This is a genomic window from Kitasatospora sp. NPDC038210, from assembly GCF_055600605.1.
This window is the reverse complement of the sequence record NZ_JBVJYK010000008.1, coordinates 262,113-288,666: the sequence shown is the minus strand read 5'-3', so window position 1 is coordinate 288,666 and position 26,554 is coordinate 262,113. Positions and strand designations below refer to the sequence as shown.

General features: G+C 74.8%; 23 protein-coding genes and 1 tRNA gene. 16 read left to right on the top strand and 8 right to left on the bottom strand.

Features of this window, described 5'->3' with window-relative positions:
* Positions 1–62: 62 nt before the first annotated feature.
* A complete protein-coding gene (locus ACZ7KX_RS19280) occupies positions 63–845 on the top strand; it encodes an SDR family oxidoreductase (protein ID WP_470327443.1) in 783 nt (260 codons plus the stop codon).
* 149 nt (positions 846–994) lie between these two features.
* Positions 995–1,519 carry a hypothetical protein gene (locus ACZ7KX_RS19275; RefSeq protein ID WP_470327442.1) on the top strand — a complete coding sequence of 175 codons (525 nt, stop codon included), beginning with the start codon at positions 995–997 and terminating at the stop codon, positions 1,517–1,519.
* Positions 1,520–1,540: 21 nt separating this feature from the next.
* Here the strand turns inward: ACZ7KX_RS19275 and ACZ7KX_RS19270 are convergent, their stop codons facing one another.
* Positions 1,541–2,137: a cysteine hydrolase family protein gene (locus ACZ7KX_RS19270; protein WP_470327441.1), complete on the bottom strand. Its 597-nt coding sequence runs from the start codon at positions 2,135–2,137 to the stop codon at positions 1,541–1,543.
* 85 nt (positions 2,138–2,222) lie between these two features.
* Between ACZ7KX_RS19270 and ACZ7KX_RS19265 the strand changes: the two genes are divergently transcribed.
* Positions 2,223–3,182 (top strand): GlxA family transcriptional regulator, encoded by a 960-nt coding sequence (locus ACZ7KX_RS19265; protein WP_470327440.1) that lies wholly within the window; start codon positions 2,223–2,225, stop codon positions 3,180–3,182.
* Here ACZ7KX_RS19265 and ACZ7KX_RS19260 read toward each other — a convergent pair.
* Both ACZ7KX_RS19260 and ACZ7KX_RS19255 read right to left on the bottom strand, forming a co-directional pair.
* The gene (locus ACZ7KX_RS19260; RefSeq protein ID WP_470327439.1) at positions 3,179–3,361 is read right to left on the bottom strand and encodes a hypothetical protein; all 183 of its coding nucleotides are present in this window, start codon (positions 3,359–3,361) and stop codon (positions 3,179–3,181) included. The genes ACZ7KX_RS19265 and ACZ7KX_RS19260 overlap by 4 nt on opposite strands.
* A 195-nt stretch (positions 3,362–3,556) precedes the next feature.
* Entirely contained in the window at positions 3,557–4,996 is a 1,440-nt protein-coding gene (locus ACZ7KX_RS19255) for an aldehyde dehydrogenase family protein (protein ID WP_470327438.1), read from the bottom strand.
* A 58-nt stretch (positions 4,997–5,054) separates the two neighbouring features.
* Between ACZ7KX_RS19255 and ACZ7KX_RS19250 the strand changes: the two genes are divergently transcribed.
* Together ACZ7KX_RS19250 and ACZ7KX_RS19245 are read left to right on the top strand one after the other, a co-directional pair.
* Positions 5,055–5,738: a TetR/AcrR family transcriptional regulator gene (locus ACZ7KX_RS19250; protein ID WP_470327437.1), complete on the top strand. Its 684-nt coding sequence runs from the start codon at positions 5,055–5,057 to the stop codon at positions 5,736–5,738.
* A gap of 107 nt (positions 5,739–5,845) precedes the next feature.
* On the top strand, positions 5,846–6,331 hold the full coding sequence (locus tag ACZ7KX_RS19245; protein WP_470327436.1) for an SRPBCC family protein: 486 nt from the start codon (positions 5,846–5,848) through the stop codon (positions 6,329–6,331).
* 277 nt (positions 6,332–6,608) lie between these two features.
* Here the strand turns inward: ACZ7KX_RS19245 and ACZ7KX_RS19240 are convergent, their stop codons facing one another.
* Together ACZ7KX_RS19240 and ACZ7KX_RS19235 are read right to left on the bottom strand one after the other, a co-directional pair.
* On the bottom strand, positions 6,609–8,369 hold the full coding sequence (locus ACZ7KX_RS19240; RefSeq protein WP_470327435.1) for a DUF885 domain-containing protein: 1,761 nt from the start codon (positions 8,367–8,369) through the stop codon (positions 6,609–6,611).
* Positions 8,370–8,455: 86 nt separating this feature from the next.
* Positions 8,456–10,012 carry an AMP-binding protein gene (locus ACZ7KX_RS19235; RefSeq protein WP_470327434.1) on the bottom strand — a complete coding sequence of 519 codons (1,557 nt, stop codon included), beginning with the start codon at positions 10,010–10,012 and terminating at the stop codon, positions 8,456–8,458.
* Between the two features lie 325 nt (positions 10,013–10,337).
* Between ACZ7KX_RS19235 and ACZ7KX_RS19230 the strand changes: the two genes are divergently transcribed.
* The 3 genes from ACZ7KX_RS19230 (at position 10,338) to ACZ7KX_RS19220 (ending at position 12,639) form a co-directional block, all read left to right on the top strand.
* Positions 10,338–10,421: transfer RNA gene (locus tag ACZ7KX_RS19230), tRNA-Leu, on the top strand.
* Between the two features lie 326 nt (positions 10,422–10,747).
* A complete protein-coding gene (locus ACZ7KX_RS19225; protein ID WP_470327433.1) occupies positions 10,748–11,968 on the top strand; it encodes a sensor histidine kinase in 1,221 nt (406 codons plus the stop codon).
* Complete coding sequence (locus ACZ7KX_RS19220) at positions 11,965–12,639, top strand: response regulator transcription factor (protein WP_470327432.1); 675 nt, start codon at positions 11,965–11,967, stop codon at positions 12,637–12,639. The genes ACZ7KX_RS19225 and ACZ7KX_RS19220 overlap by 4 nt, the downstream gene beginning before the upstream one ends.
* 78 nt (positions 12,640–12,717) lie before the next feature.
* Here the strand turns inward: ACZ7KX_RS19220 and ACZ7KX_RS19215 are convergent, their stop codons facing one another.
* Positions 12,718–14,130: an amidase gene (locus ACZ7KX_RS19215; RefSeq protein WP_470327431.1), complete on the bottom strand. Its 1,413-nt coding sequence runs from the start codon at positions 14,128–14,130 to the stop codon at positions 12,718–12,720.
* A 123-nt stretch (positions 14,131–14,253) separates the two neighbouring features.
* Between ACZ7KX_RS19215 and ACZ7KX_RS19210 the strand changes: the two genes are divergently transcribed.
* The 8 genes from ACZ7KX_RS19210 to ACZ7KX_RS19175 all read left to right on the top strand — a co-directional run bounded on the left by ACZ7KX_RS19210 (position 14,254) and on the right by ACZ7KX_RS19175 (position 24,066).
* A complete protein-coding gene (locus tag ACZ7KX_RS19210; RefSeq protein WP_470327430.1) occupies positions 14,254–14,898 on the top strand; it encodes a TetR/AcrR family transcriptional regulator in 645 nt (214 codons plus the stop codon).
* A gap of 190 nt (positions 14,899–15,088) precedes the next feature.
* Positions 15,089–16,336, top strand: a complete 1,248-nt coding sequence (gene aroA / locus ACZ7KX_RS19205; RefSeq protein WP_470327429.1) for a 3-phosphoshikimate 1-carboxyvinyltransferase — start codon at positions 15,089–15,091, stop codon at positions 16,334–16,336.
* A 194-nt stretch (positions 16,337–16,530) separates the two neighbouring features.
* Positions 16,531–17,562 carry an RNA ligase family protein gene (locus ACZ7KX_RS19200; protein WP_470327428.1) on the top strand — a complete coding sequence of 344 codons (1,032 nt, stop codon included), beginning with the start codon at positions 16,531–16,533 and terminating at the stop codon, positions 17,560–17,562.
* 187 nt (positions 17,563–17,749) lie between these two features.
* Positions 17,750–18,127 (top strand): YciI family protein, encoded by a 378-nt coding sequence (locus ACZ7KX_RS19195; RefSeq protein WP_470327427.1) that lies wholly within the window; start codon positions 17,750–17,752, stop codon positions 18,125–18,127.
* Positions 18,124–19,449 carry an RNA polymerase sigma factor gene (locus ACZ7KX_RS19190; protein WP_470327426.1) on the top strand — a complete coding sequence of 442 codons (1,326 nt, stop codon included), beginning with the start codon at positions 18,124–18,126 and terminating at the stop codon, positions 19,447–19,449. Before ACZ7KX_RS19195 ends, ACZ7KX_RS19190 begins: the two co-directional genes overlap by 4 nt.
* 479 nt (positions 19,450–19,928) lie before the next feature.
* Positions 19,929–20,981, top strand: coding sequence for an alpha/beta hydrolase (locus ACZ7KX_RS19185; RefSeq protein ID WP_470327425.1), 1,053 nt, complete (start codon positions 19,929–19,931; stop codon positions 20,979–20,981).
* A gap of 224 nt (positions 20,982–21,205) precedes the next feature.
* Positions 21,206–22,153: a diiron oxygenase gene (locus ACZ7KX_RS19180; RefSeq protein ID WP_396551556.1), complete on the top strand. Its 948-nt coding sequence runs from the start codon at positions 21,206–21,208 to the stop codon at positions 22,151–22,153.
* A gap of 176 nt (positions 22,154–22,329) precedes the next feature.
* Complete coding sequence (locus ACZ7KX_RS19175) at positions 22,330–24,066, top strand: FAD-dependent oxidoreductase (RefSeq protein ID WP_470327424.1); 1,737 nt, start codon at positions 22,330–22,332, stop codon at positions 24,064–24,066.
* Between the two features lie 381 nt (positions 24,067–24,447).
* On the opposite strand, the gene ACZ7KX_RS19170 is transcribed toward ACZ7KX_RS19175, so the two are convergent.
* Together ACZ7KX_RS19170 and ACZ7KX_RS19165 are read right to left on the bottom strand one after the other, a co-directional pair.
* Positions 24,448–25,548: an aromatic ring-hydroxylating oxygenase subunit alpha gene (locus tag ACZ7KX_RS19170; RefSeq protein ID WP_470327423.1), complete on the bottom strand. Its 1,101-nt coding sequence runs from the start codon at positions 25,546–25,548 to the stop codon at positions 24,448–24,450.
* Positions 25,545–26,399, bottom strand: a complete 855-nt coding sequence (locus ACZ7KX_RS19165) for a methyltransferase domain-containing protein (RefSeq protein WP_470327422.1) — start codon at positions 26,397–26,399, stop codon at positions 25,545–25,547. Before ACZ7KX_RS19165 ends, ACZ7KX_RS19170 begins: the two co-directional genes overlap by 4 nt.
* Positions 26,400–26,554: the final 155 nt, after the last annotated feature.

Genomic DNA, 26,554 nt, shown 5'->3' with positions numbered 1-26,554 from the left:
CCACCCAACAACGGCTGCGGCGGGGAGATCAACTCCCCGCCCCGGACGAATCGGAGACGATCGTGACGAACAACCCCGTCCTGGTCACCGGAGGCACCGGCACCCTCGGCCGGCACGTCGTGCCGCTGCTGTGCGCGGCCGGTCGGCCGGTGCGCGTGCTCAGCCGCCGCCAGCGTGCCGCCGCCGACGGCGTGACCTACGCGCGCGGCGACCTCCTCGGAGACCCGGCCGAGGCGGCCGTCCGGCTGGACGAGGCGCTGACCGGCGTGGACACCGTGCTGCACCTCGCGGGCGGTCCGAAGGGCGACGACACCGCCACCGCGCTGCTGGTCGCGGCCGCCCGGCGGGCGGGCGTGCGGCACCTGGCGTACATCTCGGTGATCGGCGCGGACCGGATCCCGCTCGGCTACTTCCGGGCCAAGCTCGCCGCCGAGGAGGCGGTCGCCGACTCGGGCCTGCCGTACACCGTGCTGCGGGCCGCGCAGTTCCACGACCTGGCGTTCACCGTGGTCGAGAAGATGGCGAAGCTGCCGGTCGTCCCGGCCCCCGGCGGTGTCCGCTGGCAGCCCGTGGACGTGCGCGAGGTCGCCGCCCGGATGGTCGAGCTGGCGCTGGACGAGCCCGCCGGGGCGGTGCCCGACCTTGCCGGTCCCACGGTGTACGAGATGCGCGAGCTGACCCGGCGGTACCTGGAGGCCCGCGGCCGCGGCCGGCGGCAGCTGCCGGTGCGGGTGCCGGGGAAGGTCGGGCGCGCCTACCGGGCCGGGGAGAACCTGGCCCGGCCGGGGGCGGAGCACGGGCGGCGGACCTGGGAGGAGTACCTGGCGCAGCGGCTGGCGGCCTGAGCCCCGACGGACCGGGGCCGGTGGGGCCGGCTCCGGTCGGCCCGGGTCCGGCCCGGTCCCGTGCTCCCGGCCGTTCCGGGGCCCGGCACCCGCCACCCGGCTCCGGTCGGCCTGAGTTCCTGTCAGCGGTACGCCGTAGGGTGGCCGCCATGTCCCTCCTCGACGCGATCCGCGCCAACCCCGCCGCCGCCGACTACCTGGCCTGGCCGGGCGAGTTCGACCCCTCCCGTTGGTACGAGCACGTCGAGGCGGTGGTGCTCGCCTCCGGTGAGGCCCTGGAGCCGGTGGCCAAGGACGGCGCGGGCGGCACCTACTTCCTCTGCGGCGAGGGCGGCGAGGAGCGGCCCGTGCTCTTCGCCGACTCCGAGGGCGGCGCCGCCCTGCTGGCCGTCGGGGTGCCGGAGCTGGTCCGGCTGCTGCTCGCCGTGCCGTGGTGGCGGGACTGCCGGCGGCTGACGGTGGAGGAGAGCGCGGAAGCGGCCGAGGAGTACCTGGAGGACGAGCCCGGCCACTACGCCGACCGGGACGCGGCCGCCACCGCACTCGGCCTGGAAGTCCCGTCCGAGGCCGAGGCGTTGGCCCGGCTGCGGGAGGTCGCGCTCGGCCTCGGGGCGTCGTACGTGCTGCTCAACGCCGAGGAGGGGAACGCGTACCGGCTGCTGATCAGGGACTAGCCGCCCGGGCCCCGCCGCCGGTCAGGCCTTGGCCGCGCCGAGCACCTGCTCCGTCGTCACCACCTTGGCGAACCGCATCGCGTGCAGCACCGTGGCCGTGGCGCGGGCGAGTTCGGCGGCGGGGAGGGTGGTGCCGTCGGGGCCGGTCATGTCGAAGGCGTGCATGGCGTCGGTCGGGAAGATCGCGTCGTAGCCGAGGTTGCCGGCCATCCGGGCGGTGGTCTCGTTGCACACGTTGGTGATGATCCCGGTGACCACCAGCTGCCGGGCGCCGCGTTCCCGGAGCCAGGCGTGCAGGTCGGGGGTGCCGTAGAAGGCGCTGTTGACGGTCTTGGTGATGTGCAGCGCGGGAGTGACGTCGGCGACGAAGTCCTTCAGCTCGTACCCGGGCGTGCCCTCGACCAGCGGCCCGGCCGTGGAGGCGTGCTGCACGGTGACGATCGGGCGGCCGGTGGCCTGCCAGGCGGCGATCAGCTCGGCCATCCGCTGCTCGGCCTGCGGGTTGTCGCGGGGGCCCCAGAACTCGTGGTCCTCGAAGCCCTTCTGGACGTCGACGAGCAGCAGGACCGCGTCGGGGTCGAGGGTGAGCGGGGCGTCGAATGCGTCGGTGTTCGTCATGCGTCCATCGTGCTCGCCGGCGTGCCGGCGGCGTGATGGGCGGAGATGCCACCCATCGATGGATTCCTGCCATAGGTTCTCTGCCATGCGAACGGTGGGTTGTCTGATCTTCGACGGTGTCCGGGCCTTCGACTACGCGGTGATCGGCGAGGTGTGGGCCAACCGCGTCGCCCGGCCCGGACTGCCCGCCTTCGACCTGCGGGTCTGCGGCCCGGACGGCACCCGGGTCCGGCTGGGCGGCGGGCTGGAACGCGTCCCCGACCACGGGACGGCCGGGCTCGCCGACTGCGACCTGGTCGTCGTCCCGGGCGTCGAGGACCCGGCGGCGGAGCGCGATCCCGCCGTCCTCGACGCCCTGCGGGCCGTCCACGCCGACGGCGTCCCGATCGCCTCGCTCTGCGCGGGCGCCTTCGTCCTCGCGGAGGCCGGCCTGCTGGACGGCCGCGAGGCCACCACCCACTGGGCCCTCGCCCCCGAACTCGCCCGCCGCTTCCCGGCGGTGACGGTCCGCCCCGAGGTGCTCTTCACCGGCGGCGAGGGCCTGTGGACCTCGGCCGGAGTCGCGGCGGGCATCGACCTCTGCCTCCACCTCGTCCGCACCGCCCACGGCCAGCAGGCCGCCGCCACCGTCGCCCGCGCCATGGTCACCGCCCCCTTCCGGGCGGGCGGCCAGGCCCAGTTCATCCCCACCCCGGTCCCGGCCCCCACCGCGGACGACCCGCTCGACCGCGTCCGCGCCGAGATCCTCGCCTCCCTCGACACCCCGTGGACCGTCCCGCGGATGTCGGCCGCCGCCCTGATGTCCGAACGGACCTTCGCCCGCCGCTTCGCCGCCGCCACCGGCACCACCCCGACCCGCTGGCTCCTCGACCAGCGGGTCCTCACCGCCCAGCGCCTCCTGGAGGAGACCGACCTCCCCGTCGACACCGTCGCCACGCGCTGCGGCTTCTCCTCGGCGGTCTCCCTGCGGCCGGTCTTCACCGCGCGCGTCGGCGTGGCCCCGAGGGAGTACCGCCGCGCGTTCCGCGGCCGGCAGGACGACTAGGTCGTACCGGTCGGCGCCGCCGGGGCCGACTCGGGCGGCGGCAGCAGGCAGGGAGTGCGCACCGCGAGGGACATCCGGTTGTGACCCCCTGTGCTGTCGACGTCGACGTACTGGCTGTCGGGGTGCCGGGCGGAGAAGGCGGCGGCGGGCTGGGCCGGGGGATCGCCGGCCCCGCCCATGTGGGTTCCCCTCCCCGGAAGCGGATGCGTGTGCCGCACCCGCCCGTAGGACGGTAGGCGGGGACTGCGTGCTCCGCATCCGTACAGATGCTCGGATCGTGCGGGCGCGGCCGGCGGGACGTCGCCGAATCGGAGTGAGCCGCCGGTTGCCGCCGGTAGGGGGACGGGGAGGGCGGCGACCGGCGGCGCGGGGGTTCAGAGGAAGCGGCGGAGGATGCGGGACTTGAGGGGGGTGAAGGGCGGGTAGGCGAGGCGGAGGGTGTCGGCGGGGAGGGGCTTGTCGAGGACGGCCTTGGTGTGGCTGAAGGTGTCGATGGTGTGGGCGCCGTGGTAGGAGCCGATGCCGCTCTCGCCGACGCCGCCGAAGGGGAGGCCGGGGACGGCGAGGTGGGCGTTGGGGACGCCGAAGGACAGGGCGCCGGAGGAGGTCTCGGTGGTCAGGCGGTGCTTGGTGCGGGCCGAGGCGGTGAAGGCGTACAGGGCGAGGGGCTTGTCCCGGGCGGTGATGAAGGCGATGGCGGCGTCGAGGTCGGGGACGCTGACGATCGGCAGGACCGGGCCGAAGATCTCCTCGTGCATCACCGGTGCCTCCGGGTCGACGTCGGCGAGGACGGTCGGGGCGAGGTAGCGTTCGGCGCGGTCGTGGTCCCCGCCGGTGACGATCCGTCCGTCGCCGAGCAGGGCCGTCAGCCTGTCGAAGTGGCGGTCGTTGACGATGCGGCCGTAGTCGGGGCTCTTCTTCGGGTCGGTGCCGTACATCTCGCGGACCGCGGTGGTCAGGTGCGCCTCGATCGCGGTCGCGCTCCCGCCGATGGCGAGGACGTAGTCGGGGGCGACGCAGGTCTGGCCGGCGTTCATGAACTTGCCCCAGGCGATGCGGCGGGCGGCGGTGGCGAGGTCGGTGCCCGGCTCGACGACGGCGGGGCTCTTGCCGCCCAACTCCAGGGTGACCGGGGTGAGGTGGCGGGCCGCGGCGGTCATGACGATGCGGGCGACCGTGCCGTTGCCGGTGTAGAAGACGTGGTCGAAGCGCTGCTCCAGCAGGGCGGTGGTCTCCGGGACGCCGCCCTCGACGACGGCCACGGCCTGCGGGTCGAGCGTGCGGGGCAGCCAGTGGGCGAGCGCTGCCGAGGTGGCCGGGGCGAGTTCGCTGGGCTTGACCACCACGCAGTTGCCCGCCGCGATCGCGCCGACCAGCGGGGCCAGGGCCAGCTGCAACGGGTAGTTCCAGGGGCTGATGACCAGCACGGTGCCCAGCGGCTCGCGCACGGTGCGGGCCCGGGCGGGCTGCAGCGCCAGCGGCACCGGGACGCGGCTCGGGCGCAGCCAGCGGTCGAGGTGGCGCAGGGTGTGGTCGATCTCGCTGACGGTGAACCCGATCTCGGTGGTGTACGCCTCGGCGGCGTGCTTGCCGAGGTCGGCGTGGAGGGCGGCGGCGAAGACGTCCTCCTGTTCGACCAGCAGGCGGCGCAGGGTGCGCAGTTGGGCCTTGCGCCAGGCGACGGGCTTGGTGCGGCCGGCGGTGAAGGCGGCGCCGAGGCGGGCGACGGTGGCCGCGGTGGAGGTGGCGTCGGCGCCGGGCGCCGACTCGGCGGGGGCGGTCGTGCCGGGCGTGGTCTCGGTGGAAGCGCTCATGCCGCCGAGCATAAACGAAACGAAATGATTTCGTTTCTATTGGCGGTAAACTGGCGGCATGACCCGCACCACCCCCACCCCGCCCGCGTCCCCGGCATCGCCCGCGTCGCCCGCCCCGTCCGGGAGCGCACCCCGCCGGGGCCGCCCCCGGGACGCTGCCCGGGACCGGGCGCTGCTGGAGGCCACGCTGGCCGTACTGGCCGAGAGCGGCTACGGCGGACTGACCACCGCCGCGGTGGCCGCCCGGGCGGGCGTCTCCACCGCGACCCTCTACCGGCGCTGGTCATCCAAGGAGGACCTGGTGGTCGCCGCCGCCGCGAGCTTCGCCGAGGAGGACCCGTACGGCCTGCCCGGCACCGGCAGCCTGGAGGGCGACCTGCGCGTGGTGCTCCGGGACAAGGCCGCCGCCATGACCGGAGAGAGCGGCCGGGTGATGCGGGCCCTGATCGGCGAGGCGGCGCACAACACCGCCCTGGCCGAGGCGCTCACCGTGACCCTCCTGGCGCCCGTGTACCGGCGGGTGACCGAGGTCGTGCGCAGTGCCGTCGAGCGGGGGGAGATCCCGCCGGTCGAGGACGCCGAGCTGCTCGGCGAGGTGGTGGTCGGGCCGGTGATGGGCCGGTTCCTGCTCACCCCCCGGTTGCCGGAGCAGGTGGACGAGGCCACCGCGCGGGAGGCGGCGGACCGCTTCCTGCCCTTCGCCCTGCGGGCGGTGGGCGGCGGGGAGCACGCCGGCGGGTGACCGGCCCCGCGTCCACCGCGGACCGGCCCCTGCGTCCGGCACGGACTGATGCATCCGCGCGGACAGACGTAGACACACCGACAGGACGTAGCCACAGGAGGGGAACCATGCCCTGGTCCACGCTCGAACGCTTCGACGTGTCCTTCTTCGACACCGCCCCGCACCGCCACTCATTCACCATGGACCTCCCCGTGGCGCCCGAGACCGTCTGGCAGGGCCTCGCCGGCGACACGCCGCTGTCCTGGTGCCGCGGTCTGAGCGGCGGCCGCTACACCTCGCCCGCCCCGCACGGTGTCGGCACGACGCGGGAGATCACCGCGCGCGGTGTGCTGCGGCTGCGCGAGGAGTTCGTGCGGTGGGAGGAGGGGGTGCGGCACTCGTTCTGCGTCGCGCAGGCCACCCTGCCGCTGTTCCGGCGCTTCGGCGAGGACTACCTCGTCGAGCCCACGGCGAACGGCACCCGCTTCACCTGGACCTTCGCCTTCGAGCCGGTCCCGCTGCTGGCACGCCCGGCGGCGCTGACCGGGGTCCCGGGCGCGGCGTTCCTGAAGGGTCTGATCGGCGACACCAAGCGGCACTTCGGCGCCGCCTGAGCCGCGCCGGACGGGCGGACGGACGGACGGACGGCCGTCCGCCCGTCCGGACCGTGTGCGGAGCGGGGTGGCGACCCTCAGCGCCGCCACCCCTCTTGCGTTCTCGGCACCCGGGTGGCACTTCGTTGAGCCAAACCCCACGGTGGGGTGAAGTCCGGTGGGGATCTCCCGGGGATTCGGCGGAGGTGCCGCGCCGGCGGAGGTGCTGCGCCCGTTCTGCTGGGCCGGCGGGCTGCCGCGCCCGGGCTGCCGCGCCGGGCGAGCTGCTGCGTCGGCTCTAGAGCGCGGCGAGTCGGTCGACCAGGTCGTCGAGTCCCAGCGAACCCAGGGCGAGCGCCTTCATGTGCCACGTCTTGAGGTCGAACCCGGCGCCCGGACGGCTGCGGGCCGCGTCACGTCCGCGCAGCCAGGCGCGTTCGCCGAGCTTGTAGCCGATGGCCTGGCCCGGCCAGCCGAGGTAGCGGACGATCTCGCTGTCGCGCAGCTCGGCCGGGCTGCCGTTGTACGTGGCCATGAACTCCGTGGCGAGTTCCGGGGTCCAGCGCTCGCCGGGGTGGAAGCCGGCGTCGGCCGGGACGGCCAGGTCCAGGTGCATGCCGATGTCGATGATCACCCGGATGGTGCGCAGCATCTGTTCGTCGAGGAAGCCGAGGCGGTGCGCCGGGTCGTCGAGGAAGCCCAGCTCGTCCATGAGGCGCTCGGCGTACAGCGCCCAGCCCTCGACGTTGGCGCTGACCATGCCCAGCGTCGTCTGGTAGCGGCTGAGTTCGTCGGCGAGGGCGACCCACTGGGCGAGCTGCAGGTGGTGACCGGGGACGCCCTCGTGGTACCAGATGCTGACGAGCTGCCAGGTCGGGAAGGAGTCCCGGCCGAGGGTGGGGAAGTAGGTGCGGCCGGGGCGGCTGAAGTCCAGGCTCGGGCCGGAGTAGTACGGCGAGGCGGCGCTGCCCGCCGGGGCGATCCGGGACTCGACCCGGCGCAGCGGTCCGGAGATGTCGAAGTGAGTGCCGTCGAGGGCGGTGACGGCCCCGTCCATGATCTGCTGCAGCCAGTCGCGGACCGCCTCCTCGCCCTCGATCGCGGGGCCGTGCCGCTCAAGGTGCCGCATCGCCTCCAGGGCTCCCGCTCCGGGCAGTACGCGGTCGGCCGCGGCGCGCATCTCGGCCGCGGTCCGGTGGAACTCGCTCCAGGCCCAGGCGTAGGCCTCGTCCAGGTCGACCTCGGCACCGGTGTGGTGGCGCACGGCGAGCCGGTAGCGCTCCCGGCCCACGGCGTCCGGGGTGCCGACGGTGGCCGGGGCGTAGGTGTCGCGCAGCCAGTCGCGGAACTCGGCGGTGGCGGCGGTGGCCCGGAGGGCGGCGGCGTCCAGTTCGCCGCGCAGCCGCTCGGGGCCGGGGGCGACGAAGCCCGCGAACCACCCGGCGTTCCCGGTGTCCTCGCCGGTCCAGGCGGTGAGCTGGTCGACGACCGCGGCCGCCTGGCGGGGCGCGACGAGCAGCCGCCGGGACATGCCCTCGGTGAGGGTCGCGCGGTACCCGTCGAGGGCGGCGGGCAGGTTGCGCATCCGGCCGGCCACCGCGGCCCAGTCGTCGTCGGTGGCGGTCGGCATGTAGCTGAAGATGTCCCGGACGTGGTGGACGTGCGCGGCGATGTTGCGCAGCTGGCGGAAGTTCTCGCCGGAGTCGTGCACGGCCAGTTCGGCGGTCAGCCGTTCGCGGAGCAGCCGGGCGCAGGTCCGGTCGGCGGGGTCCGTTGCGGTGGCGGCTGCGGTGGGGGCTGCCTTGTGGTCGTCGTCGGCGTCGGCCCCGGCGGCGCCGGCCCCGGCGGTGAGGCCGGTGGCGGGGTGCGTGGCGTCGAGCGCGGTGAGGGTGCGCCGGGCGATGTCGGCGAGCGCCTCGAACCCTTCGGGGGAGAGGTCCGGCTGCCGGTCGTCCCCCGGGTGCAGGCCCAACCATGCGGCGTGCAACGGGTCGTGGGCGGCCACCTGGTCGAGGTGGCGGTCGGCGATGGTGCGAGCGGTGATCGTTTCATCTGCCATGGCGTCATGATGGCCCATCCGTCGGGGGTGCTTCCGGTCGGATCGTCCGCGGAGGATCCGACCGGAAGCGCCCCCCGGGGCACTTCTCAGCCCGCGTGGGAGTCGCGCAGCAGCTTCTTGTCCGGTTTGCCCACGGCCGTCAGCGGGATCTCGGCCAGTACGTGCAGGGCCTCCGGTGCGTACATCCGGCCCTTGCGGGCGGTGACGAAGGCGCGGACGTCGTCCAGTTCGGGCTGCTGCCCCGGCGCGGGGACGACGGCGACGTGGACGTGCTCCGCCTCCTGGGCGTCGTGCACCCCGTAGACCGCGCACTGGGCGATCGCCGGGTGGGTGAGCAGCAACTCCTCCACCTCGGCGGGGTAGACGTGCCCGCCGACCACGATGATCTTGTCCTTGCTCCGGTCGGCCAAGTAGAGGTAGCCGTCCTCGTCGAGGTAGCCGATGTCGCCGGTGTCCAGCCAACCGTCGCGCAGGACCTCGGCGGTGAGGTCGGGCCGCTTCCAGTACCCGGCCATGACGGTCGCCGAGCGGACGTGGATCCCGCCCTGCTCCCCGGCCGGCAGCTCGGTGCCGTCCTCGGCCCGGACCGCCACTTCGACACCCGGGAGCGGCCGGCCGACCGAGAGCCGGCCGCCGTGCCCGATCCGGTCGTGCTCGTGCGGCGCGAGCATCGAGATGTTCTGCGCCTCCGACTGGCCGTAGCCGCTCACCAGGACCGGCCCGAACACCTCGATCGCCTCGCGCACCCGGGACGGCGAAGCGGCGCAGCCGCCGTACGAGACCCGGCGCAGGCTGGACAGGTCGGTGCGGCCGATCGCCGGGTGGTCGAGCAACTGGTACAGCAGCGGCGGCAGCACCCAGAGGTCGGTGATGCGCTCGCGCTCGACCGCCGCCAGGACCTCGCCGGGGTCGAAGGAACGCTGGATGACCACCGAGCCGCCGCTGTGGAACGTCAGGTCGGACAGCACCCCGGCCAGGTGGGCGAGGGAGGTGGCGGCGAGGAAGCGGGGCGGGGCGGCATCCGGGTCGGTGCCGCCGTACTGGGCGTCGAAGGCGCTCCGGTACGGGCCGTGCAGGCTGCGGATGCCCTTCGGGATGCCGGTGGTGCCGCCGGTGTGGCGGATGCCCAGGTCGTCGTCCGGGCCGACCCGGACGGCCGGCGGCTCGGCGGGCCGGTGCGCGGAAGCGGCGACGACATCCTCGCCGATCGCTGCGGCGCCGGACGTCTCGGGGCCCGGGCCCAGCGTGAGGACGGTCGGCACGTCGACGAGCGGCAGCAACTCGGCGGCCGTCGCGTACCGTTCGGCGTCCACCAGCAGGAGGGCGGTGTCGACGCTCGTCGTGATCTCGGCCAGGGTCGGCGCGCTCATGCCGTCGTACAGGTTCACCACCCGTGCGCCCGCCAGCCCGGCGGCGTAGCGCGCGCTCAGCGCCTCGGCGGTGTTGCCCGTCAGCAGGGTCACGGTGGTGCCGCGGGTTGCGCCCCGGGCGACCAGCTCGTGGGCGAGCCGGTACGTGGCGGCGGCGAAGTCGCCGGCCGTGATCACCGTGCCGTCGGCGGTGGTGATGGCCCGCCGGTCGGGGCGGGCGGCGAGGGAGCGGAGGATCAGGGCCGGGGCGCTGATGAACTCCTTTTCGGCCATGGCTACTTGGTCTGTGTCATTCACAACCATGGCCCCAGACTAGCCCCGTCCTTCGTGTCCGATCCGGGAGTTTCCCCTCGGTCCTCCTCGTCGGGGGTGGATTGTCGGAGGGGCCGGGGCCGGGCCTGGGTTTGGGTCCTCGTGTTTCACCCCCCCGTCGGCCCGGGCGCCGAGCCGCCTGCCCCGGCCGGCACCACCTGGGACGGAGTCGGACGCTCCACCGGAGCCGGGCCGCAGCCCGGCCGGAGAGGGTGACCGCGGGCGTCGCCCGGACGTGGTCGGAAGCACCCCTCCAGATGGTCTATGCTTAACCCATCACCCAGATGCGCGGGTGGCGGAATAGGCAGACGCGCTGGATTCAGGTTCCAGTGCCCGAAAGGGCGTGGGGGTTCAACTCCCCCCTCGCGCACAGCGAACGGCCGGTCGATCTTCGGATCGACCGGCCGTTCTGTTCTCCGTCGCGCGATCCGGTCCCCGCAGGGGGCCGCGCCGTGCCGTCCGGCCGATCCGTGTGTGGAACCCCGCCCGGAAGTGCACCGTGGGGCTGCTGATGGTCCGAAGCGCGAGGGGGCGGGACGCGGGATGGACGCGCTGCTGCAGTGGGCTGCCGGACTCGGTCCGGTTCAGGCGGTGGGCGGAGCGCTGGCGTCGGGGACCGACCGGTCGGACACGGGCGCGAGATGCTCCCTCGATCGGGGGAGGCCGGGTGCGGGGCGTGTGGCAATACTGGCGACCATGATCAAGGTCCTTCGGCCGTTGTTGCGCGGCTCCACGTATTCGGGTGTGTTGTTCGCCGTTCTCGGGGCGGTGGCGGGGTTGCCGTTGGCGCTGGTCGCGGCGGTGCCCGCGGCGGGGATGCAGGCGGATCCGTACGCGCTGCCGGAGGTGCTGTCGCTCGCGCTCTGGGTGGTGCTGATCGGGGTGGTGGGCCTGGCCGGGGTGACGCGGCGGGTGCTGGTCCGGGCGGCGCGGCGGCTGCTCGGGGTGGCGCTGCCGGATCCGGTGAAGGGGGCGGCGGGGGAGCGGTGGCGGACACCGGTGTTCCTGGTGCTGCACGTCATGTCGGGGTGGGCGGTGCTGTTCGGCGGTGGTGTGCTGCTGACGATGGGACTGTTCCTGTCCACCGGATACGCGAAGGGGGACGCGCGGTTCAGCCTGTTCGGGTGGTCCAGGGAGCTGACGGGAGGCTGGGGCCGGCTGGTGTCGGTGGTCTGCCTGGTGCTGCTGGTGGTGCTGTTCGTGGCGGTGTCGGGTGCGTTGCGGTGGCTGGCGCCGCGGCTGCTCGGGCCGTCGCCGGCGGAGCGGCTGGCGATGGCGGCCGAGCGGGAGCGGGCACTGGCCGAACGCAACCGGCTGGCGCACGAGTTGCACGACTCGATCGGTCACACCCTGACCGCCGCCACCATCCAGGCCGCCGTCGCCGGTGAGGTGCTCGCCGCCGATCCGGCGGCCGCCCGGGCCGCCATGCGCAGCATCGAGGAGTCGGCCCGGGCGGCGCTGGAGGACCTGGACTACGTGCTGGGCGTGCTGAGGGAGGAGGAGGCGGGCGTCGCGCCGACCCGGACCCTCGCCGACCTGCCCGAACTGCTGGACCGGCTGCGCCACGCGGGTGCCGTCGTGGAGACGGTGGTCCTCGGTGATCCGGAGCAGGTCCACGGCACGCTCTCCCGTGCCGCGTACCGGATCCTGCAGGAGGGCCTGACCAACGCGCTGCGGCACGGCGCGGGCGGGCCGATCGAGCTGCGGGTGGTGGTCGCGGCGGACGGGCTGGAACTGGGTGTGGTCAACGGGGTCAAGGCCGGCCCGAGCGGCTTCCCGACCTCCGGCCACGGCCTGCCCGGCCTCGCCGAGCGGGTCCGCCTGCTGCACGGCGAGTTCGAGGCCGGGCTGCAGGGTGCGCGCGGGGAACAGGTCTGGCGCCTGGCGGTCCGGCTGCCGATACGGTTGTCGGCGTGAGCAGCCCGGAACGCCCCGTCACCGTCCTGATCGCCGACGACGACCCGGTGACCCGCAGCGGGCTGGGCACCCTGCTGGGTGCCCAGCCGGGCATCGCGGTGGTCGGGCAGGCGGCCGACGGGGTCGAGGTCGTCGAACAGGTGCGGCGGCTGCGCCCGGACGTGGTGCTGATGGACGTGCGGATGCCGCGCCGCAACGGGATCGAGGCGACCCGCGAACTGCTCGCCGGGGACGCCGACCCGCCGAAGGTCGTCGTGATCACCACCTTCGAGAACGACGACTACGTCACCGCCGCCCTCGGCGCCGGGGCCAGCGGCTTCGTGCTGAAGCGGCGGCCGGTCCCGCAGATCGCCGAAGCGGTGCGGGTGGCGGCGGCGGGGGAGGCGATCCTCTTCCCCGCCGCGCTGCGCCGGATGGTGGCCGCCCGTCCGTTGGACTCCGCTCAGGCGCTGCCCCGGGCGGCGCTGACCGGGCGGGAGGAGGAGGTGCTGCGGCTGATGGCGACCGGGTCGTCGAACCCGGAGATCGCGCAGTCGCTGGCGGTGAGTCCGGAGACGGTGAAGACGCACGTGGGGAACGTGCTGACCAAGCTCGGCGCCCAGAACCGGACGCATGCGGTGGTGATCGCGTACGAGTCGGGACTGGTCGTGCCGGGCCTTCAGGGCGCGTAGCCGCGGCGTTCCGTCGCCCACGGCCCCCGGCCCGCAGCCCCCCGCCGCCCCCGCCGACTCCGCGGACCGCTACGGCCGCTACGGCCGCGGGTCGACCGGGGTGAGCACGCCGAGCCGGTCCTCGACGGCCTGGGCGGCGGCCAGGCACAGGTCCTCCCGGAACGCCCGCCCGACGAGTTGCACGCCGGTGGGCAGACCGTCGTCGGCGAGCCCGGTCGGGACGGCGACGGCCGGGACACCCACGAAGGTGGTCACCGAGCAGAGCCGCATGCCCGAGGCGACGCGGTCCCGGCCCGCCTGGTCCCGCGACTCCAGGCCCGGTTCGACAGCCGGCTCGGTGAAGACCGGGCCCAGCAGCAGCGGGTACTCGTGCAGGAACTCCGTCCAGGAACGGCGGATGTTCATCCAGGCGCTCATGAGCCGGATGAGCCCGGCGGCGTCGGCGGGCGGAGCGCTGCGCATCGTCAGGTCGATGAAGCGGTCGCCGCCTTCGCCCAGCAGCTGCCGTACGACGGGCCAGCTCGGGGCGAACTCGGTGACGGTGAGCCGGTGGTAGGCGTCGTAGGCCTCCTGCAGCCTCGGCACGTCGGGGACTTCCCGGACGTCGTACCCCGCGTCGCGCAGCGCGTCGGCCGCGGTCTCGACGGCCCGGCGGACGGTGGGGTGGACGCCGTGGCCGCCAGGGTCGGCGACGACGGCGACCCGTGGCGGGCGACCGAGAGGTTCGCCGTACAGCGGGACGGGGACGGCGCGCGGGTCGCGGGGGTCGGTGCCGGCCAGTGTCTCGTACGCGAGCCGGAGGTCGGCGACCGTCCGGGCCACCGGGCCGTCGGTGACCAGGACCTGGGAGGCCGGGCCGGGGTCGTCCGGACCGAGGAGGCGCTGGTCGGCGGGGAAGCGGCCGGTGGTCGGCTTGAGTGCGGCGACGCCGCAGAAGGTCGCCGGGATCCGCAGCGAGCCGCCGGAGTCGTTGCCGAGCCCGAGCGGGGCCATGCCGGCGGCGACCGCGACGCCGTCGCCGCCGCTGCTGCCGCCGGGGGTGCGGCTCGGGTCCCACGGGTTGCGGGTGTCGCCGTAGAGCTCGCTGCGCGTGTGCATCCCGGCCAGGATCAGCGTCGGCATGTTGCTGTGGCCGATCGGGATCGCCCCGGCGGCGCGCAGACGGGCCACCGGGACGGCGTCGACGGGCGCGACGTGGTTGCGGAAGCGCGGGGTGCCGAAGGTGGTGGCCACCTCCGCGATGGGGGTGCACTCCTTCACGGTGAACGGCACGCCGGCGAGCGGGCCCGGGTCCTCGCCCGCGGCCCGGCGCCGGTCGGTGTGCCGGGCGGCCTCGCGGGCGCGGTCGGCGAGGAGCCGGGTGACGGCGTTCAGGTGGGGGTTGACCTCGGCGATGCGGTCCAGGTGGCTGTCGACCACGTCGAGGGCGGAGACCTCGCCGGCCCGGACGGCGGCGGCGAGTTCGGTGGCGGTCCTGTTCCACAGGGGCATGGGTGCGGGTCTCCTCGGATCGGTTCCGATGCAGTTGCATCGGAACCATAGTCCGGGAACCGATACGCTTGCATCGAATAATGGACGGCCCCGGTTCCCGGAGCCGGGACGAGGAGGCCGGACATGCCGAAGCAGGTGGACCACGAGGGCCGACGCCGGCAGATCGCCGATGCCGTCTGCCTGCTGGTGGACGAGCACGGACTGGAGGGCGTCACCCTCCGGGACGTCGCCACCCGCGCCGAGGTGTCGATGGGGGCCGTCCAGCGCTGCTTCCGCACCAAGGAGGAGATGCTGCGGTTCGCCCTCGCGCACATCGGCGAGCGCGTCACCGAGCGGGTCCGGAGGCGGCTGGCCGCCGGCCCGGCGCAGTCGGCCGCCAGCGAACTCGGGCTGGTGGCCCGGGAAGTGGCGCTGCTGCGCGAGGAGCACCGGGCCGAGGCCAGGATCTGGCTCGCCTTCGTCGCCGGGGCCGCGGTGAACCCAGCGCTGGCGGCGACCCTGCGGAGCAGCTACGCGGCCCTGGAGGAGTTGGTGGTGCGGCTGCTCGCGGAGGCCTCCGGGGACGGAGGCGAGGCCGGGGCCGGGGACGGAGGCGGGGCCGGGCTCGGGGAGTCGGCGGAGGGTCGTGCGGCGGATCGGACCGAGGCCCGGACGTTGCTGGCCCTGGCGGACGGCCTCACCGCGCACGTGCTGGTCGGGCACCGGACGGCGGAGGAGGCGGAGGAGGTCCTGCACGCCCACCTGCTCGGGCTCTGGGGGCGCCGCTGAGCCTGCGGGGTACCGGGCGGGGCGGGGTCCGGAGGGGGGCGGCGTCCGCCGAGCCGTCCCCCGTCCCCCGTCCGCCGGGCGGCCGTCGGGCCGGCGCCGTCCGGTCCGTGGAAGGCCGGGAACGGCAGGGCGCAGGTGCGGCAGGATCGGGCCGACATCGCTGGACACACCTGTGTAGGGAGAGCCTGCCGTGACTGCCGTCGAGATCCCGGGGTCCAAGTCCATCACCGCCCGGGCGCTGTTCCTGGCCGCCGCCGCCGACGGCGTGACCACCCTGCACCGGCCGCTGGCCTCGGACGACACCGAGGGCTTCGCGCAGGGACTGGTCGCCCTCGGGTACGACGTCGAGCGGGCGGCGGACCGGTGGCGGGTGACGGGACGGCCGGCCGGGCCCGGTGTGGAGACGGCCGAGGTGTACTGCCGGGACGGCGCCACCACCGCGCGCTTCCTGCCCGCCCTCGCCGCCGCCGGCCACGGCACCTACCGCTTCGACGCCTCCGCGCAGATGCGCCGCCGTCCGGTCGCCCCGCTGACCCGGGCGCTGCGCGAGCTGGGCGTCGACCTGCGGCACGAGGAGGCCGAGGGGCACCACCCGCTCACGGTCGTCGCCGACGGCGTCCGCGGTGGCGGACTCACCCTCGACGCCGGGGAGTCCTCGCAGTACCTGACCGCGCTGCTGCTGCTCGGCCCACTCACCCGGGACGGGCTGCGGATCACCGTCACCCGGCTGGTGTCCGCCCCGTACGTCGGCATCACCCTGGCGATGATGCGGGAGTTCGGGGTCGAGGTGAAGCGGGAGCGGACGCCCGGCGGCGAGGTGTTCGAGGTGCCGTCCGGGGGCTACCGGGCCACCGCGTACGCCGTCGAGCCGGACGCCTCCGCCGCGAGCTACTTCTTCGCCGCCGCGGCCGTCGCCGGCCAGGAGGTCACCGTGCCCGGCCTCGGCCGGGACGCCCTCCAGGGCGACCTGCGCTTCGTGGAGGTGCTGCGGCGGATGGGCGCCCGGGTGGACGTCGGGAGCGACCGTACGACGGTGGCGGGCGACGGCACGCTGAACGGCCTCACCGTCAACATGCGGGACATCTCCGACACCATGCCCACCCTCGCGGCGATCGCGCCCTTCGCGTCCGGGCCGGTGCGGATCGAGGACGTCCACAACACCCGGGTCAAGGAGTGCGACCGGCTGGAGGCCTGCGCCGCCAACCTGCGCGCCATGGGCATCACGGTCGCGACCGGCGACGACTGGATCGAGATCCACCCCGGTGCGCCGCGCCCGGTCGAGGTCGCCACGCACTCCGACCACCGGATCGTGATGTCCTTCGCCGTCACCTCGCTGCGCACGCCGGGGATCACCTTCGACGACCCGGGGTGCGTGCGGAAGACCTTCCCCGGGTTCCACGAGGCGTTCGCCCGGCTGCGCTCGCAGTGGGCGGTCTGACCGCGCACCGGGGTGACCGCGTGCCGGGGTGACCGCGTACCCGGCCGCCGGCCGCGGCGCACCGGGATGACCGCGGCGTGCGGCTCCGAGCGTGTTCGGGCCGAGCGTGTCCGGGCCGGGCACGCACCTGTGGGATCGGCGGGGTAGGGAATCCCGGTTGCCGACGGGCGGATCCGGCGGCGAGGATCCTGTGCGTGTCCGAGACGACGACGGTGTTCGACGCGGCCGAGCTGCAGCCCTATCCCAAGATCCCCGCGCGCGGCCGCTCCGGCGGGCCCGGCAGCCGCGAGTGGGTCGCGGCGGAGAAGGTGCACGGCGCGCACTTCGCGGTGGTCTGCGAGGGCGACTCGGTGCGGCCCGCGAAACGGCGTCAACTGCTCGACGAAGAAGGGCTGGACGGCTTCTTCGGCGTGAGCCGCATCTGGCCCGGCCTCGCCGTCGCCGCGGCCCGGCTCGCCGGTGCGGTGCGCGGGCCGTGGGGCCCGTCGGCGGTGGTGACCGTCTACGGCGAACTGGCCGGCGGACGCTACCCGCACACCGACGTGCCCGCCGCCGACGGGCTCGAACCGGTGCAGACCGGCGTCTGGTACGACCCCGGCCTGCGCTGGCTGCCGTTCGACGCCACCGTACGGACGTCCGAAGGCCGTTGGTGGATCGCCGACCGTGCCCTGCGCACCGCCGCGGGCACCGCCGGGCTCACCTGCGTGCCGCTCCTCGGCCACGGCCCGCTGAACGCGCTGCAGGACCTCCCGGCGCTGTTCCCGAGCCGGGTGCCGGCACTGTTCGGGCTGCCCGAGCTGGCGGACAACCTCGCGGAGGGGTACGTCCTCAAACCGGCCGGGCAGTGGCGGGAGTCGGGCGAGGCGGGGGCGGTGGCCCGGCCGCTGGTGAAGGTGAAGCAGCAGGCCTTCGCCGAGGACGAGCGCTACGGCGGCGCCCGCCCCTACCTGCCCCCGCCGGAGGGCGCGGCCGGGGTGCCGGCGTGGCTGCTGGTCCAGGCGTCGGCCCTGCTCACGCCCGCCCGCGCGGCCGCCGCGGTCAGCAAGCTGGGGCCGCGCACGGCCACGGAGGCGGTGGCCGAGGAGATCGCACAGGACGTGACGGAGGAACTCGCCGACGCACTGGGCGGCCTGGACGCTCCCGGCCTGGCGGCGCTGCGTCGGGCACTGGAACCGGGCGCGCGGGCGCTGGCGGCCTTCGAGGCCGTGGACCGGCGCGGCGCCTGAGAGGGATCCTCCGACGGCGAGTCTCCGACGGCGGGTGCTTGACGGCGAGTGCTTGACGGCGGATCTCCGACGGCGAAAAAACTTCGGAGAAACCCCGCCGTCGATGTCGAGGGCCCCTGCCGCGGCTCCGACTGAGAGGTGACGGCGCGCCGGAGGGGCGTGCGGGACGGAAGTGGGGACACCCGGGATGAAGTACGTCGCGATGATCTACGGCAACCAGGCCAAGTGGGACTCCTTCCCGGCCGAGGCCTGGCCGGAGGCGATCGCCAAGCAGGAGGCGTTCAACACCAAGTACCGCGCGAGCGGCGAGCTGATCGGCGCGTACGGGCTGGCGGACGCGGCCGCCGCGCAGCTGGTGCGGCGGGCGGAGGGCGTGCCGGTGATCACCGACGGGCCGTACCTGGAGACCAAGGAGTACCTGGCCAGCTTCTACCTGCTGGACTGCGAGAGCCCGGAGCGCGCCCAGCAGATCGCGGCGGACATGCCGTTCGCGGACGTCGAGCCGGTGGAGCTGTGGCCGATCCTGCACGAGTCGCCGACGAACGACCTCGCGGCGAACGGGTGACCGAGCCGAACGGCGTCGAGGGCCTGCTGCGCGAACTGGCGCCGCAGGTCCTCGGCGCGCTGGTGCGCAGGCACGGCGGGGCCTTCGACGCGTGTGAGGACGCCGTGCAGGAAGCCCTGCTGGCCGCCGCGCTGCAGTGGACGGCGGGCGGGGTGCCGGCCAACCCGCGTGGTTGGCTGGTGACCGTCGCCGACCGCCGACTGGTGGACCAGGTGCGCAGCGAGTCGGCCCGGCGCCGCCGGGAGGAGGCGCTGGCGCTGGCCACCCCGCAGGCGGCGCTGCTCGCCCCCGCCGCCGACGAGCCCGACCCGGCGGCGGACGACTCGCTCGCGCTGCTGTTCCTCTGCTGCCACCCGGCACTGTCGGTACCGAGCCGGATCGCGCTGACCCTGCGCGCCGTCGGCGGCCTGACCACCGCGCAGATCGCCGCCGCGTTCCTGGTGCCCGAGGCGACCATGGCGCAACGGATCAGCCGGGCCAAGCAGACGCTGAAGGCGGCGGGCGGCCGCCTGGCGCCGCCGGAGGGGGACGGGGCGGAGGACGGGGAGCGGGCGGGGCAGGGGAAGAGGGAAAGGGACGGCGGAGCGGCGCGGCTCTGCGAGGTCCGACACGTGCTGTACCTGATCTTCAACGAGGGCTACACGGCCAGCGCCGGCGATGAGTTGACCGTGCCGCAGCTCGCCGTCGAGGCGATCCGGCTCACCCGGCTGCTGCGGCGCCTCACCCCGGGCGACGCCGAGACGGCGGGACTGCTCGCCCTGATGCTCCTCACCGACGCCCGCCGACCCGCCCGCACCGGACCGTACGGCGAGCTGGTGCCGCTGGAGGAGCAGGACCGTGCCCGCTGGGACCGCGAACTGCTCGATGAAGGTCTGGAGTTGATCGCCGCTGCGCTACCGGGCGGGCAGCCCGGTCCGTACCTGGTGCAGGCGGCGATCGCCGCGGTGCACAGTGAGGCGGCGACCGCCGAGGCCACCGACTGGCCGCAGGTCCTGGCGCTGTACGACCTGCTGCTGCGCTTCGACGCCAACCCGGTGGTCGCCCTCAACCGGGTCGTCGCGGTGGCGATGGTCCACGGGCCGGCGGCCGGGCTCGCCCTCCTCGATGCGCTGGCCGCCGACCGGCGCCTCGCCCGCCACCACCGGCTGCTCGCCGTGCGCGCCCACCTCCTCGACCGGCTCGGCACCGACCCGGCCGCCGCCGCCCGCGCCTACCGCGAAGCCGCCTCCCGTACCTCCAGCGCCCCCGAACGCCGCCACCTGGCGGCCCGAGCCTCGGGGCTTGGAGTGCGGGTGGGGCGAATATGTAGGTCGGTCTACTGACTCGCGCGCGGGTGGGGCCGGGGCTGGGGGCTGGCGGCGTGGTGTGCGTGGGAAGTCGGCTGGGTCGACTTCCCGTGCGGCTGGGGGTGGTGCTGGGTGTGGTGCCGGGGGTGGTGTGGGCCAGATTATGTCGGTCGGTCTACTGATTCGACCCCTGAAGTGGTGCTCGTGCGCAGGAAGTCGGCCTGACCGACTTCTCGTGCGCAGTGGCGCTGGGCGGCGGGGGCGGCGGCAAGAATGTAGACCGGTCTGCATAATTTCCCCGGGTGCCGGACCAGGGTGGGCGCGCGTCGGGTCGAGGGTGGGTTCAGAGGGCGTCCAGGAGGCTTCCAACTCTGCTGGGACGGCCCCATCATGGGCTCCCGTTCGGGCAACACCGTCCCCGGTCGGTCCCGAGCGCGGTCCCCAGCCGGTCCCCAGCTGGTCCCGAGCGCGGTTCCCGGTCGAGTCCCCAGCACCGTCCCCAGGAGGCAGAAGAGATGACGATCCCACTCCCCGTCCGGATCCAGGCCGCCGTCGTCCGGGGCATGTACGCCCTTCCGGAGGGCCTGCGGCGGGCGATCGCGGGCAAGCCGGTGGTGCGGGACGGGCAGACGCTCGCGTTGGACGCGCAGTTGATACTCAAGCTGCAGCGGCAGTCGAAGGCGGCGCTGGTGATGCCGGGTGGGGTCGATCCGTCGCGGGCCGCGATGGAGTACGCCCGGTACCTGGTGGGCGGGCCGACGCTCCACACGGTGGCCGCGCGGGCCGTCGGGATCCCGCAGGAGCAGGGCGAGTTGGCGGCGACCCTGTACACGCCGGAGGGTCTGGCGGAGGGTTCCGGCCTGCTGGTGTACCTGCACGGCGGGGGCTGGGTGGTCGGCAGCCGGGCCAGTCACGACCACGTCGCCCGGTTCCTGGCGCAGCGGGCGCACGTGCGGGTGCTGTCGGTGGAGTACCGGCTGGCGCCCGAGCACGCCTTCCCGGCCGGGGCCGAGGACGCGCTGGCCGCGTTCGACTACGCGCACGCCAAGGCGGCCGACCTGGGTGCGGACCCGGAGCGGATCGCGATCGGCGGGGACAGTGCGGGCGGCAACCTGGCCGCCGTCGCGGCGCAGCAGGCCGTGCGGCGGGGCGGTCCCGCGCCGGTGTTCCAGCTACTGCTGTACCCGGCGACCGATGCGTCGACCCGGCGCCCCTCGCGGGAGCTGTTCGCCGACGGGTTCTTCCTGACCAGCGCCGACATGGACTGGTTCCTGGAGCGGTACGCGCCCGAGCCCGCCGACCGCGTCGACCCGCGGCTGTCGCCGTTGCTCGCCGGGGACCTGGCCGGTCTGCCGTCCGCGTACATCGGCACCGCGGGCTTCGACCCGCTGCGCGACGAGGGCGAGGCGTACGCGCGGGCGCTGGAGGAGGCCGGGGTGACGGTGCAGCTGAGCCGCCAGCCGGACCTCATCCACGGGTACGCCAACTACATCGGCATCGGCCGGCGCTTCCGGGAGGCGACCGCGGAGGCCGCCGAGGCGCTGCGCCGGGCGCTGGCCTCGGTGTAGCGGAGGCCGGCGAGCAGAGCGGCGAGCGAAACGGCGAGCGAAACCGCGCGCAGGGCGAAGAGCGCAGCGAAGGGCGGGGCCGCGACGGCCCCGCCCTTCGTCGTGCCCGCCCGCGCGCCGGCTCGCTGCTGCGCGGGGGGTTCTCGGCGGCAGGGTCTTATTGTACTGTCCGTCTAATAAGCGGGTGAGCGGGCACCCGCAGCAGCAGGCACCTGGAGGCAGCCATGGCTCTCACCGACCCGAGGGCGCGGAGGCGGGACCACCGTCAGGACGACCGCCGGAGTGACCGTCACACCACCGCCGACGACGACGTCTCGAAGCGGCTGCTGGAGTCGGCCGCCGCCCTCTCCTTCGACCCCTCGACCGAGATCGACTGGGACGCCCCCCTCCCCGAGGAGCACTACGGCCTCAACCCGGAGTGGAGCACGCTCTACGGCACGCGGTTGTGGGACGAGATGACCGAGCGGCAGCGGGTGACCCTGACCCGGCACGAGGTCTGCTCGATCATGAACACCGGCATCTGGTTCGAAATGATCCTCCAGCAGATGGTGCTGCGCGACCAGTACCTCAAGGACCCCGCCAGCGCCGAGTTCCGGTTCGCCCTCACCGAGATCGCCGACGAGTGCCGCCACTCGATCATGTTCGCCCGCGCCTGCGAGAAGATGGGCGTCCCCGCCTACCGGCCGAACAAGCTGATCGCCCAGGCCGGACGCGTGTTCAAGGCGCTCGCCAAGGGTGAACTCGCCTACGGCGGCATCCTGGTGGCCGAAGAGGTGCTCGACGTCATGCAGCGCGACTGGATGCGCGGCGAGAACGTGCTGGAGATCGTCCGCGGGACGTCCCGGATCCACGTGGTCGAGGAGTCGCGGCACATGAAGTTCGCCCGGCAGGAGATCCGCGAGCGGATGCGGCACGCGAGCCCGGCGCGCCGACGCGCCTCGGCGACCGGCATCGCCGTGGGCGCGTACGTCATCGTCACCAGCATGGTCCACCCGGGCGTCTACCGGGCCGCCGGGCTCGACGTGCAGCGGGCGCTCGCCGAGGTGCAGGCCAATGAGCACCGCAAGGCGATGATGCGCACCAGCTCCCGGCACCTGATGGCCTTCCTCGCCGAGACCGGGCTGCTCACCGGCCGCTCGGCGGCCGTCTACCGCCGCGTGCACATGCTCTGACCTGCGGTCGGAAGCGCACCCGCGCCGCCCGCCCCTGCTCGCCGCACCGCCGCACCGCCGTGCCCACCGCCGCCACCTACCACCGCACCCACCGCACCCTCCGCCACCCCCGACGCGACCCCCGACGCGACCCCCGACGCCACCTTCCGACGCGCAGCGAGGACCCCACTCCGGCCATGGCCTACGCGATCACCCAGACCTGCTGCAACGACGCCTCGTGCGTGTCCGTCTGCCCGGTCAACTGCATCCACCCGACCCCGGACGAGCCGGAGTTCGGCACCACCGACATGCTGTACATCGACCCGAAGGCGTGCATCGACTGTGGCGCCTGTGCGGACGCCTGCCCGGTGGACGCGGTGTTCCCGGTCGACCGGCTGCGCGGTCCGGACACCGTGTTCGGGGACCTCAACCGCGACTGGTTCCGCGACCACCCCAACGACCACGCCTGGGGCCGGCCGAGTTTTCCGCGCAGCCTGCCGGGGGAGCTCGGCGCGCTGCGGATCGCCGTCGTCGGCACCGGGCCGTCGGCCGGTTACACCGCGCAGGAACTGCTGCGCAGCACCAGCGCCGAGATCACCATGATCGACCGGCTGCCGGTCACCGGAGGTCTGCTGCGGCACGGCGTCGCGCCCGACCACCAGTCGACCAAGCGGATCGCGGAGAGCTTCGCGAGCGTCTTCCGCGACCCACGGCTGCGGATGCACCTGAACGTGGAGATCGGTGCGGACGTCACCCACCGGGAACTCGCCGCGCACCACCACGCGGTGGTGTACGCCGTCGGTGCGGCCGCCGACCGCCGGCTCGGCGTCCCCGGTGAGGATCTTCCCGGCAGCCTGCCCGCGACCGCCTTCGTCGGCTGGTACAACGCCGATCCGACGGTGCCGGCCGACGCCGTCGAGTTGTCGGCGGAGCGGGTGGTCGTGGTCGGCAACGGCAACGTGGCCGTGGACATCGCCCGCATCCTGCTCACCGACCCCGACCGGCTCGCCGCCACCGACATCGCCGACCACGCCCTCGCCGCGCTGCGCGGCAGCCGGGTGCGGGAGGTCGTGCTGCTCGCCCGCCGCGGTCCGGAGCAGGCGGCGTGGACCGCGGCGGAGTTCCTGGCGCTGCGGCAGCTGCCGGGCGTCGAGGTGGTGGTCGAGGACCACCCGGAGGTCCGGGCCGCCATCGACGCAGCGGTGTCGGCGGCGGGGGCGTCGGCGGAGGAGGCGGGGGCGTCGGCGTCGGCCGGGGGAGCGGGCCCGGGCGCCGCGCCGCCGCCCGCAGGCTCGCGGGCGGCGTTGCTCGCCGGCCTCCCGCTGGTCCCGTACGACGGGGCCGCCGAGCCCGGCGCGGGGCGGCGGATCGTGCTGCGGTTCCTGTCGGCGCCGGTGGAGCTGTCCGGGGACGGGCAGGTCGAGGCGCTGGTCGTGGAGCGGACCAGGCCGGTGGACGGGGGCCGGGTCGAGCCGACCGGGGAGCGGGACGTGCTGCGGGCCGGGCTGGTGGTGCGCTCCATCGGGCACCGCGGGGTGCCGTTGCCGGGGCTGCCGTTCGACGAGCGGGCGGGGACGGTCGCGCACCGGGGCGGCCGGGTCGTCGACCCGGAGACCGGGCAGCCGCTGCCGGGGACGTACGTGGTGGGCTGGGCCAAGCGCGGCCCGTCCGGCGGGATCGGTGCCAACCGGGCCTGCGCACGCGAGACCGTGGACGCACTCCTGGACGACGCGGCCGCCCGCGTGCTGCCGGTACCGGAGGCGGGCCGCAAGGACTTCGACCGGTTGGTGCGGCGCCGTCGGCCGGACGCGGTCGGGCTGAAGGAGCTGCGGGCGGTGGACCGGGCCGAGCGCGAGCGGGGCGAGGCGGAGGGGCGGCCCCGGGTGAAGCTCGCCACCGTGCCCGAGCTGCTGGCGGCGGGCCGCCGACGGTAGGCGGCAGGGCGCCGTACGCGTCGTGCGTCGTGCATGCACACGGCCGCGCAGGAAGTCGGCCCGACCGACTTCCTGCGCGCCAACCCCTGTCCGCAGCGCCTCCCGTGCCCCGCAGCGCCTCCCGTGCCCCGCAGCGCCTCCCGTGCCCCGCAGCGCCTCCCGTGCCCCGCGGCGCCCCCTCCGCGCCGCCCCGGACGGAGCCCCGCGAGGGGTTGATGTGCGGGCCGTCCGGTTGACGGAACCGTGTCCCGGCGCGGCCTGGGCGCGTTGGGTGGGTGTGAGTGGATTTGGGGTGATGCCGGTCGCACGGCGGTGGCCGGCCGAAGAAACGATCCTGCATGGGCTGGAGCCGCCCGGAGAACCCGATCCGGAGGCTCCCATCTATGCCGAGCTGGCCCGGCGGTGGCAGGCGGAGGGGCGGTCCGTCCCCGGGCTGCCCGACCCGGTGTGGGAGTCCCTTGCCGCGCCCCGGGGTCGGGGTCGGTCCGCGGGATCCGCCTCCGGGTAGAACTGCCGGGCCCAGCGGCGGAACAGTCCGATCGAGCGCTCCCCGGGGACGAGCCGCGGCTGCTCCAGGTACCGCTTGTGGGCCAGCACCGGCCGGTCCTGCTTGATGATCCGCACCGAGGCCTGCAGCGCCAGCCAGGACGTCGCCCGGTCGAGCGCCTTCGCCGACCCGCCCCCCGGCACCAGCGCCGACACCGGCGCCCATGCCGGCACCGGCACCGTACCGGTCGCCGCGAACCACACCCTGGTCCGCCACGGCGCGACCGGTGTCGCCAGCACCCAGACCCGCAGCGTGCTTCCCAGTTGCGGCAGTTCGGCCGTCAGTCGCATCATCCCCAGCCCCGCCAGCGTCACCGGCTGCTCCAGGCTGACCGCGCCCAGCCCCGGGAATCGGGTCGTGGTGCGCTGGTGGACGGTGAACAGCGGGCCGTCCACCTCCGGCGGCGCGGTCTCCCGGGTGTCCAGGCCGTGCAGCACGCTCACGTGCCGGAAGTCGACGCTGTTCTCCATCACCTCCTGCGGGTGCGAGCGCACCTCCCCGCTCCACCAGGCGAGCGGACGCACCCCGACCGCCGGCGGCAGCTCCCACCCGGGCGGCCGTCCGTCCGGGCCCCGCCAGACGAACAGCGCGCCGTCCCGTTCGCTGAGGTGGTGCGTCGTCAGTGACGCGTGGAGCCGGGTGCCGTCCGGCGCCCCGGTGCACGAACCGTCCGGACCGAAGGCGAAGCCGTGGAACGGGCAGACCAGCTCCTCGCCCCGGACCGTCCCGCCGGCGCCGAAGTGCGCGCCCAGGTGGGGGCAGTGCGGCCCGACCGCGCGCACCGCGCCCCGGCGGGTCCGGTACAGCACCACGTCCTCGCCCATCAGCCGGGCCGTCCGCACCCGCCCGGGCGGCAGGTCCCGGGCCCGGCCGACGCAGAACCAGCCGCTCGGGTACGGCAGCGGCGCCGGGCGCCCGTCCACGGCGGAGGTCACCGCGCCGGCTTGACGGCGGTGTGGACGTACCAGGCGATGTACTCGCGGACGGCGTACATCTCCACCGTGGAGCGGAGGTTGAGCCACTTCGCCGGGTCGCCGAAGCGTCGCAGGACCTCCCACGGCAGCCGGAAGTACGCGTACACCGCCTCCGACGTGGGCGTGTAGTACGGCGTCGCGTCCAGCGCCTCCTCGACCTCGAACCCGGCGTCGGCGAGCAGCCGCGGCAGGTTGCGGGCGTGGTAGAGCTTGGCGCCCGTCATCGTCATCGCGTCCAGGTACGGTTCGAGCAACGCCCGTGCGCCCGGCTCCAGTTCGTCCAGCGGGACGGTGCTCATCGGGCCGAGCAGCACCAGCCGCCCGCCCGGGCGCAGCACCCGGTGGAACTCGGCCAGGGCGCGCGGCGGGTCGTAGGAGTGGACGAGCGTCTCCATCGAGTAGGCGCCGTCGAACTCGTCGTCCCCGAAGGGGAGCCGGTGGTAGTCGCCCCAGGAGAAGGCGGTCCGGTCGTCCAGTGCGGCCCGGACGCTGAGCCGACGGGCCTCGGCGAGGTGGAAGTCCAGCACGTCGACCCCGGTCACCTCCAGTCCGAACCGCGCGGCCATCGCCCGCGCCACCACCCCCGCCCCGCACCCGGCGTCCAGCACCCGGGCCCCGACCGGCAACGCCAGTTTGTGCCCCAGCACGTCCTCCAGCTGCTGCTGCGCCCGCCACAGCCGCCACTTCGACTGCCCCGGCTCCGTCCATCCCCAGTGCCGGGCGTTGCGCGCCACCCGGGTGTAGAACCACCGGCTCCCGGCCCGCCCGTACACCCGGCGCAGCCCGGTCAGATCGAGTTGCTGAGCGCCCATGCGGACACGCTAGCCGCGGGCCTCGGGCGCGACCCGGCGGCGCCACGGAGGGTTGCCCCGGTGGGGCGTGTTGTGTGGTCGTCCGACCGGCTGATCAGCGGACCGGTGCACGCAGCGACACGGCGAGGCCCCGGCAAGGCCCCGGCGGGCCCCGA

Coding starts and splice junctions, on each gene's coding strand:
- ACZ7KX_RS19265 (WP_470327440.1), top strand. CDS start 2,223: ATGCGAACGGTGGGTTGTCTGATCTTCGACGGTGTCCGGGCCTTCGAC.
- ACZ7KX_RS19215 (WP_470327431.1), bottom strand. CDS start 14,130: ATGCCCCTGTGGAACAGGACCGCCACCGAACTCGCCGCCGCCGTCCGG.
- ACZ7KX_RS19250 (WP_470327437.1), top strand. CDS start 5,055: ATGACCCGCACCACCCCCACCCCGCCCGCGTCCCCGGCATCGCCCGCG.
- ACZ7KX_RS19275 (WP_470327442.1), top strand. CDS start 995: ATGTCCCTCCTCGACGCGATCCGCGCCAACCCCGCCGCCGCCGACTAC.
- ACZ7KX_RS19260 (WP_470327439.1), bottom strand. CDS start 3,361: ATGGGCGGGGCCGGCGATCCCCCGGCCCAGCCCGCCGCCGCCTTCTCC.
- ACZ7KX_RS19270 (WP_470327441.1), bottom strand. CDS start 2,137: ATGACGAACACCGACGCATTCGACGCCCCGCTCACCCTCGACCCCGAC.
- ACZ7KX_RS19175 (WP_470327424.1), top strand. CDS start 22,330: ATGGCCTACGCGATCACCCAGACCTGCTGCAACGACGCCTCGTGCGTG.
- ACZ7KX_RS19235 (WP_470327434.1), bottom strand. CDS start 10,012: ATGGCCGAAAAGGAGTTCATCAGCGCCCCGGCCCTGATCCTCCGCTCC.
- ACZ7KX_RS19210 (WP_470327430.1), top strand. CDS start 14,254: ATGCCGAAGCAGGTGGACCACGAGGGCCGACGCCGGCAGATCGCCGAT.
- ACZ7KX_RS19240 (WP_470327435.1), bottom strand. CDS start 8,369: ATGGCAGATGAAACGATCACCGCTCGCACCATCGCCGACCGCCACCTC.
- ACZ7KX_RS19165 (WP_470327422.1), bottom strand. CDS start 26,399: ATGGGCGCTCAGCAACTCGATCTGACCGGGCTGCGCCGGGTGTACGGG.
- ACZ7KX_RS19180 (WP_396551556.1), top strand. CDS start 21,206: ATGGCTCTCACCGACCCGAGGGCGCGGAGGCGGGACCACCGTCAGGAC.
- ACZ7KX_RS19245 (WP_470327436.1), top strand. CDS start 5,846: ATGCCCTGGTCCACGCTCGAACGCTTCGACGTGTCCTTCTTCGACACC.
- ACZ7KX_RS19255 (WP_470327438.1), bottom strand. CDS start 4,996: ATGAGCGCTTCCACCGAGACCACGCCCGGCACGACCGCCCCCGCCGAG.
- ACZ7KX_RS19225 (WP_470327433.1), top strand. CDS start 10,748: ATGATCAAGGTCCTTCGGCCGTTGTTGCGCGGCTCCACGTATTCGGGT.
- ACZ7KX_RS19185 (WP_470327425.1), top strand. CDS start 19,929: ATGACGATCCCACTCCCCGTCCGGATCCAGGCCGCCGTCGTCCGGGGC.
- ACZ7KX_RS19195 (WP_470327427.1), top strand. CDS start 17,750: ATGAAGTACGTCGCGATGATCTACGGCAACCAGGCCAAGTGGGACTCC.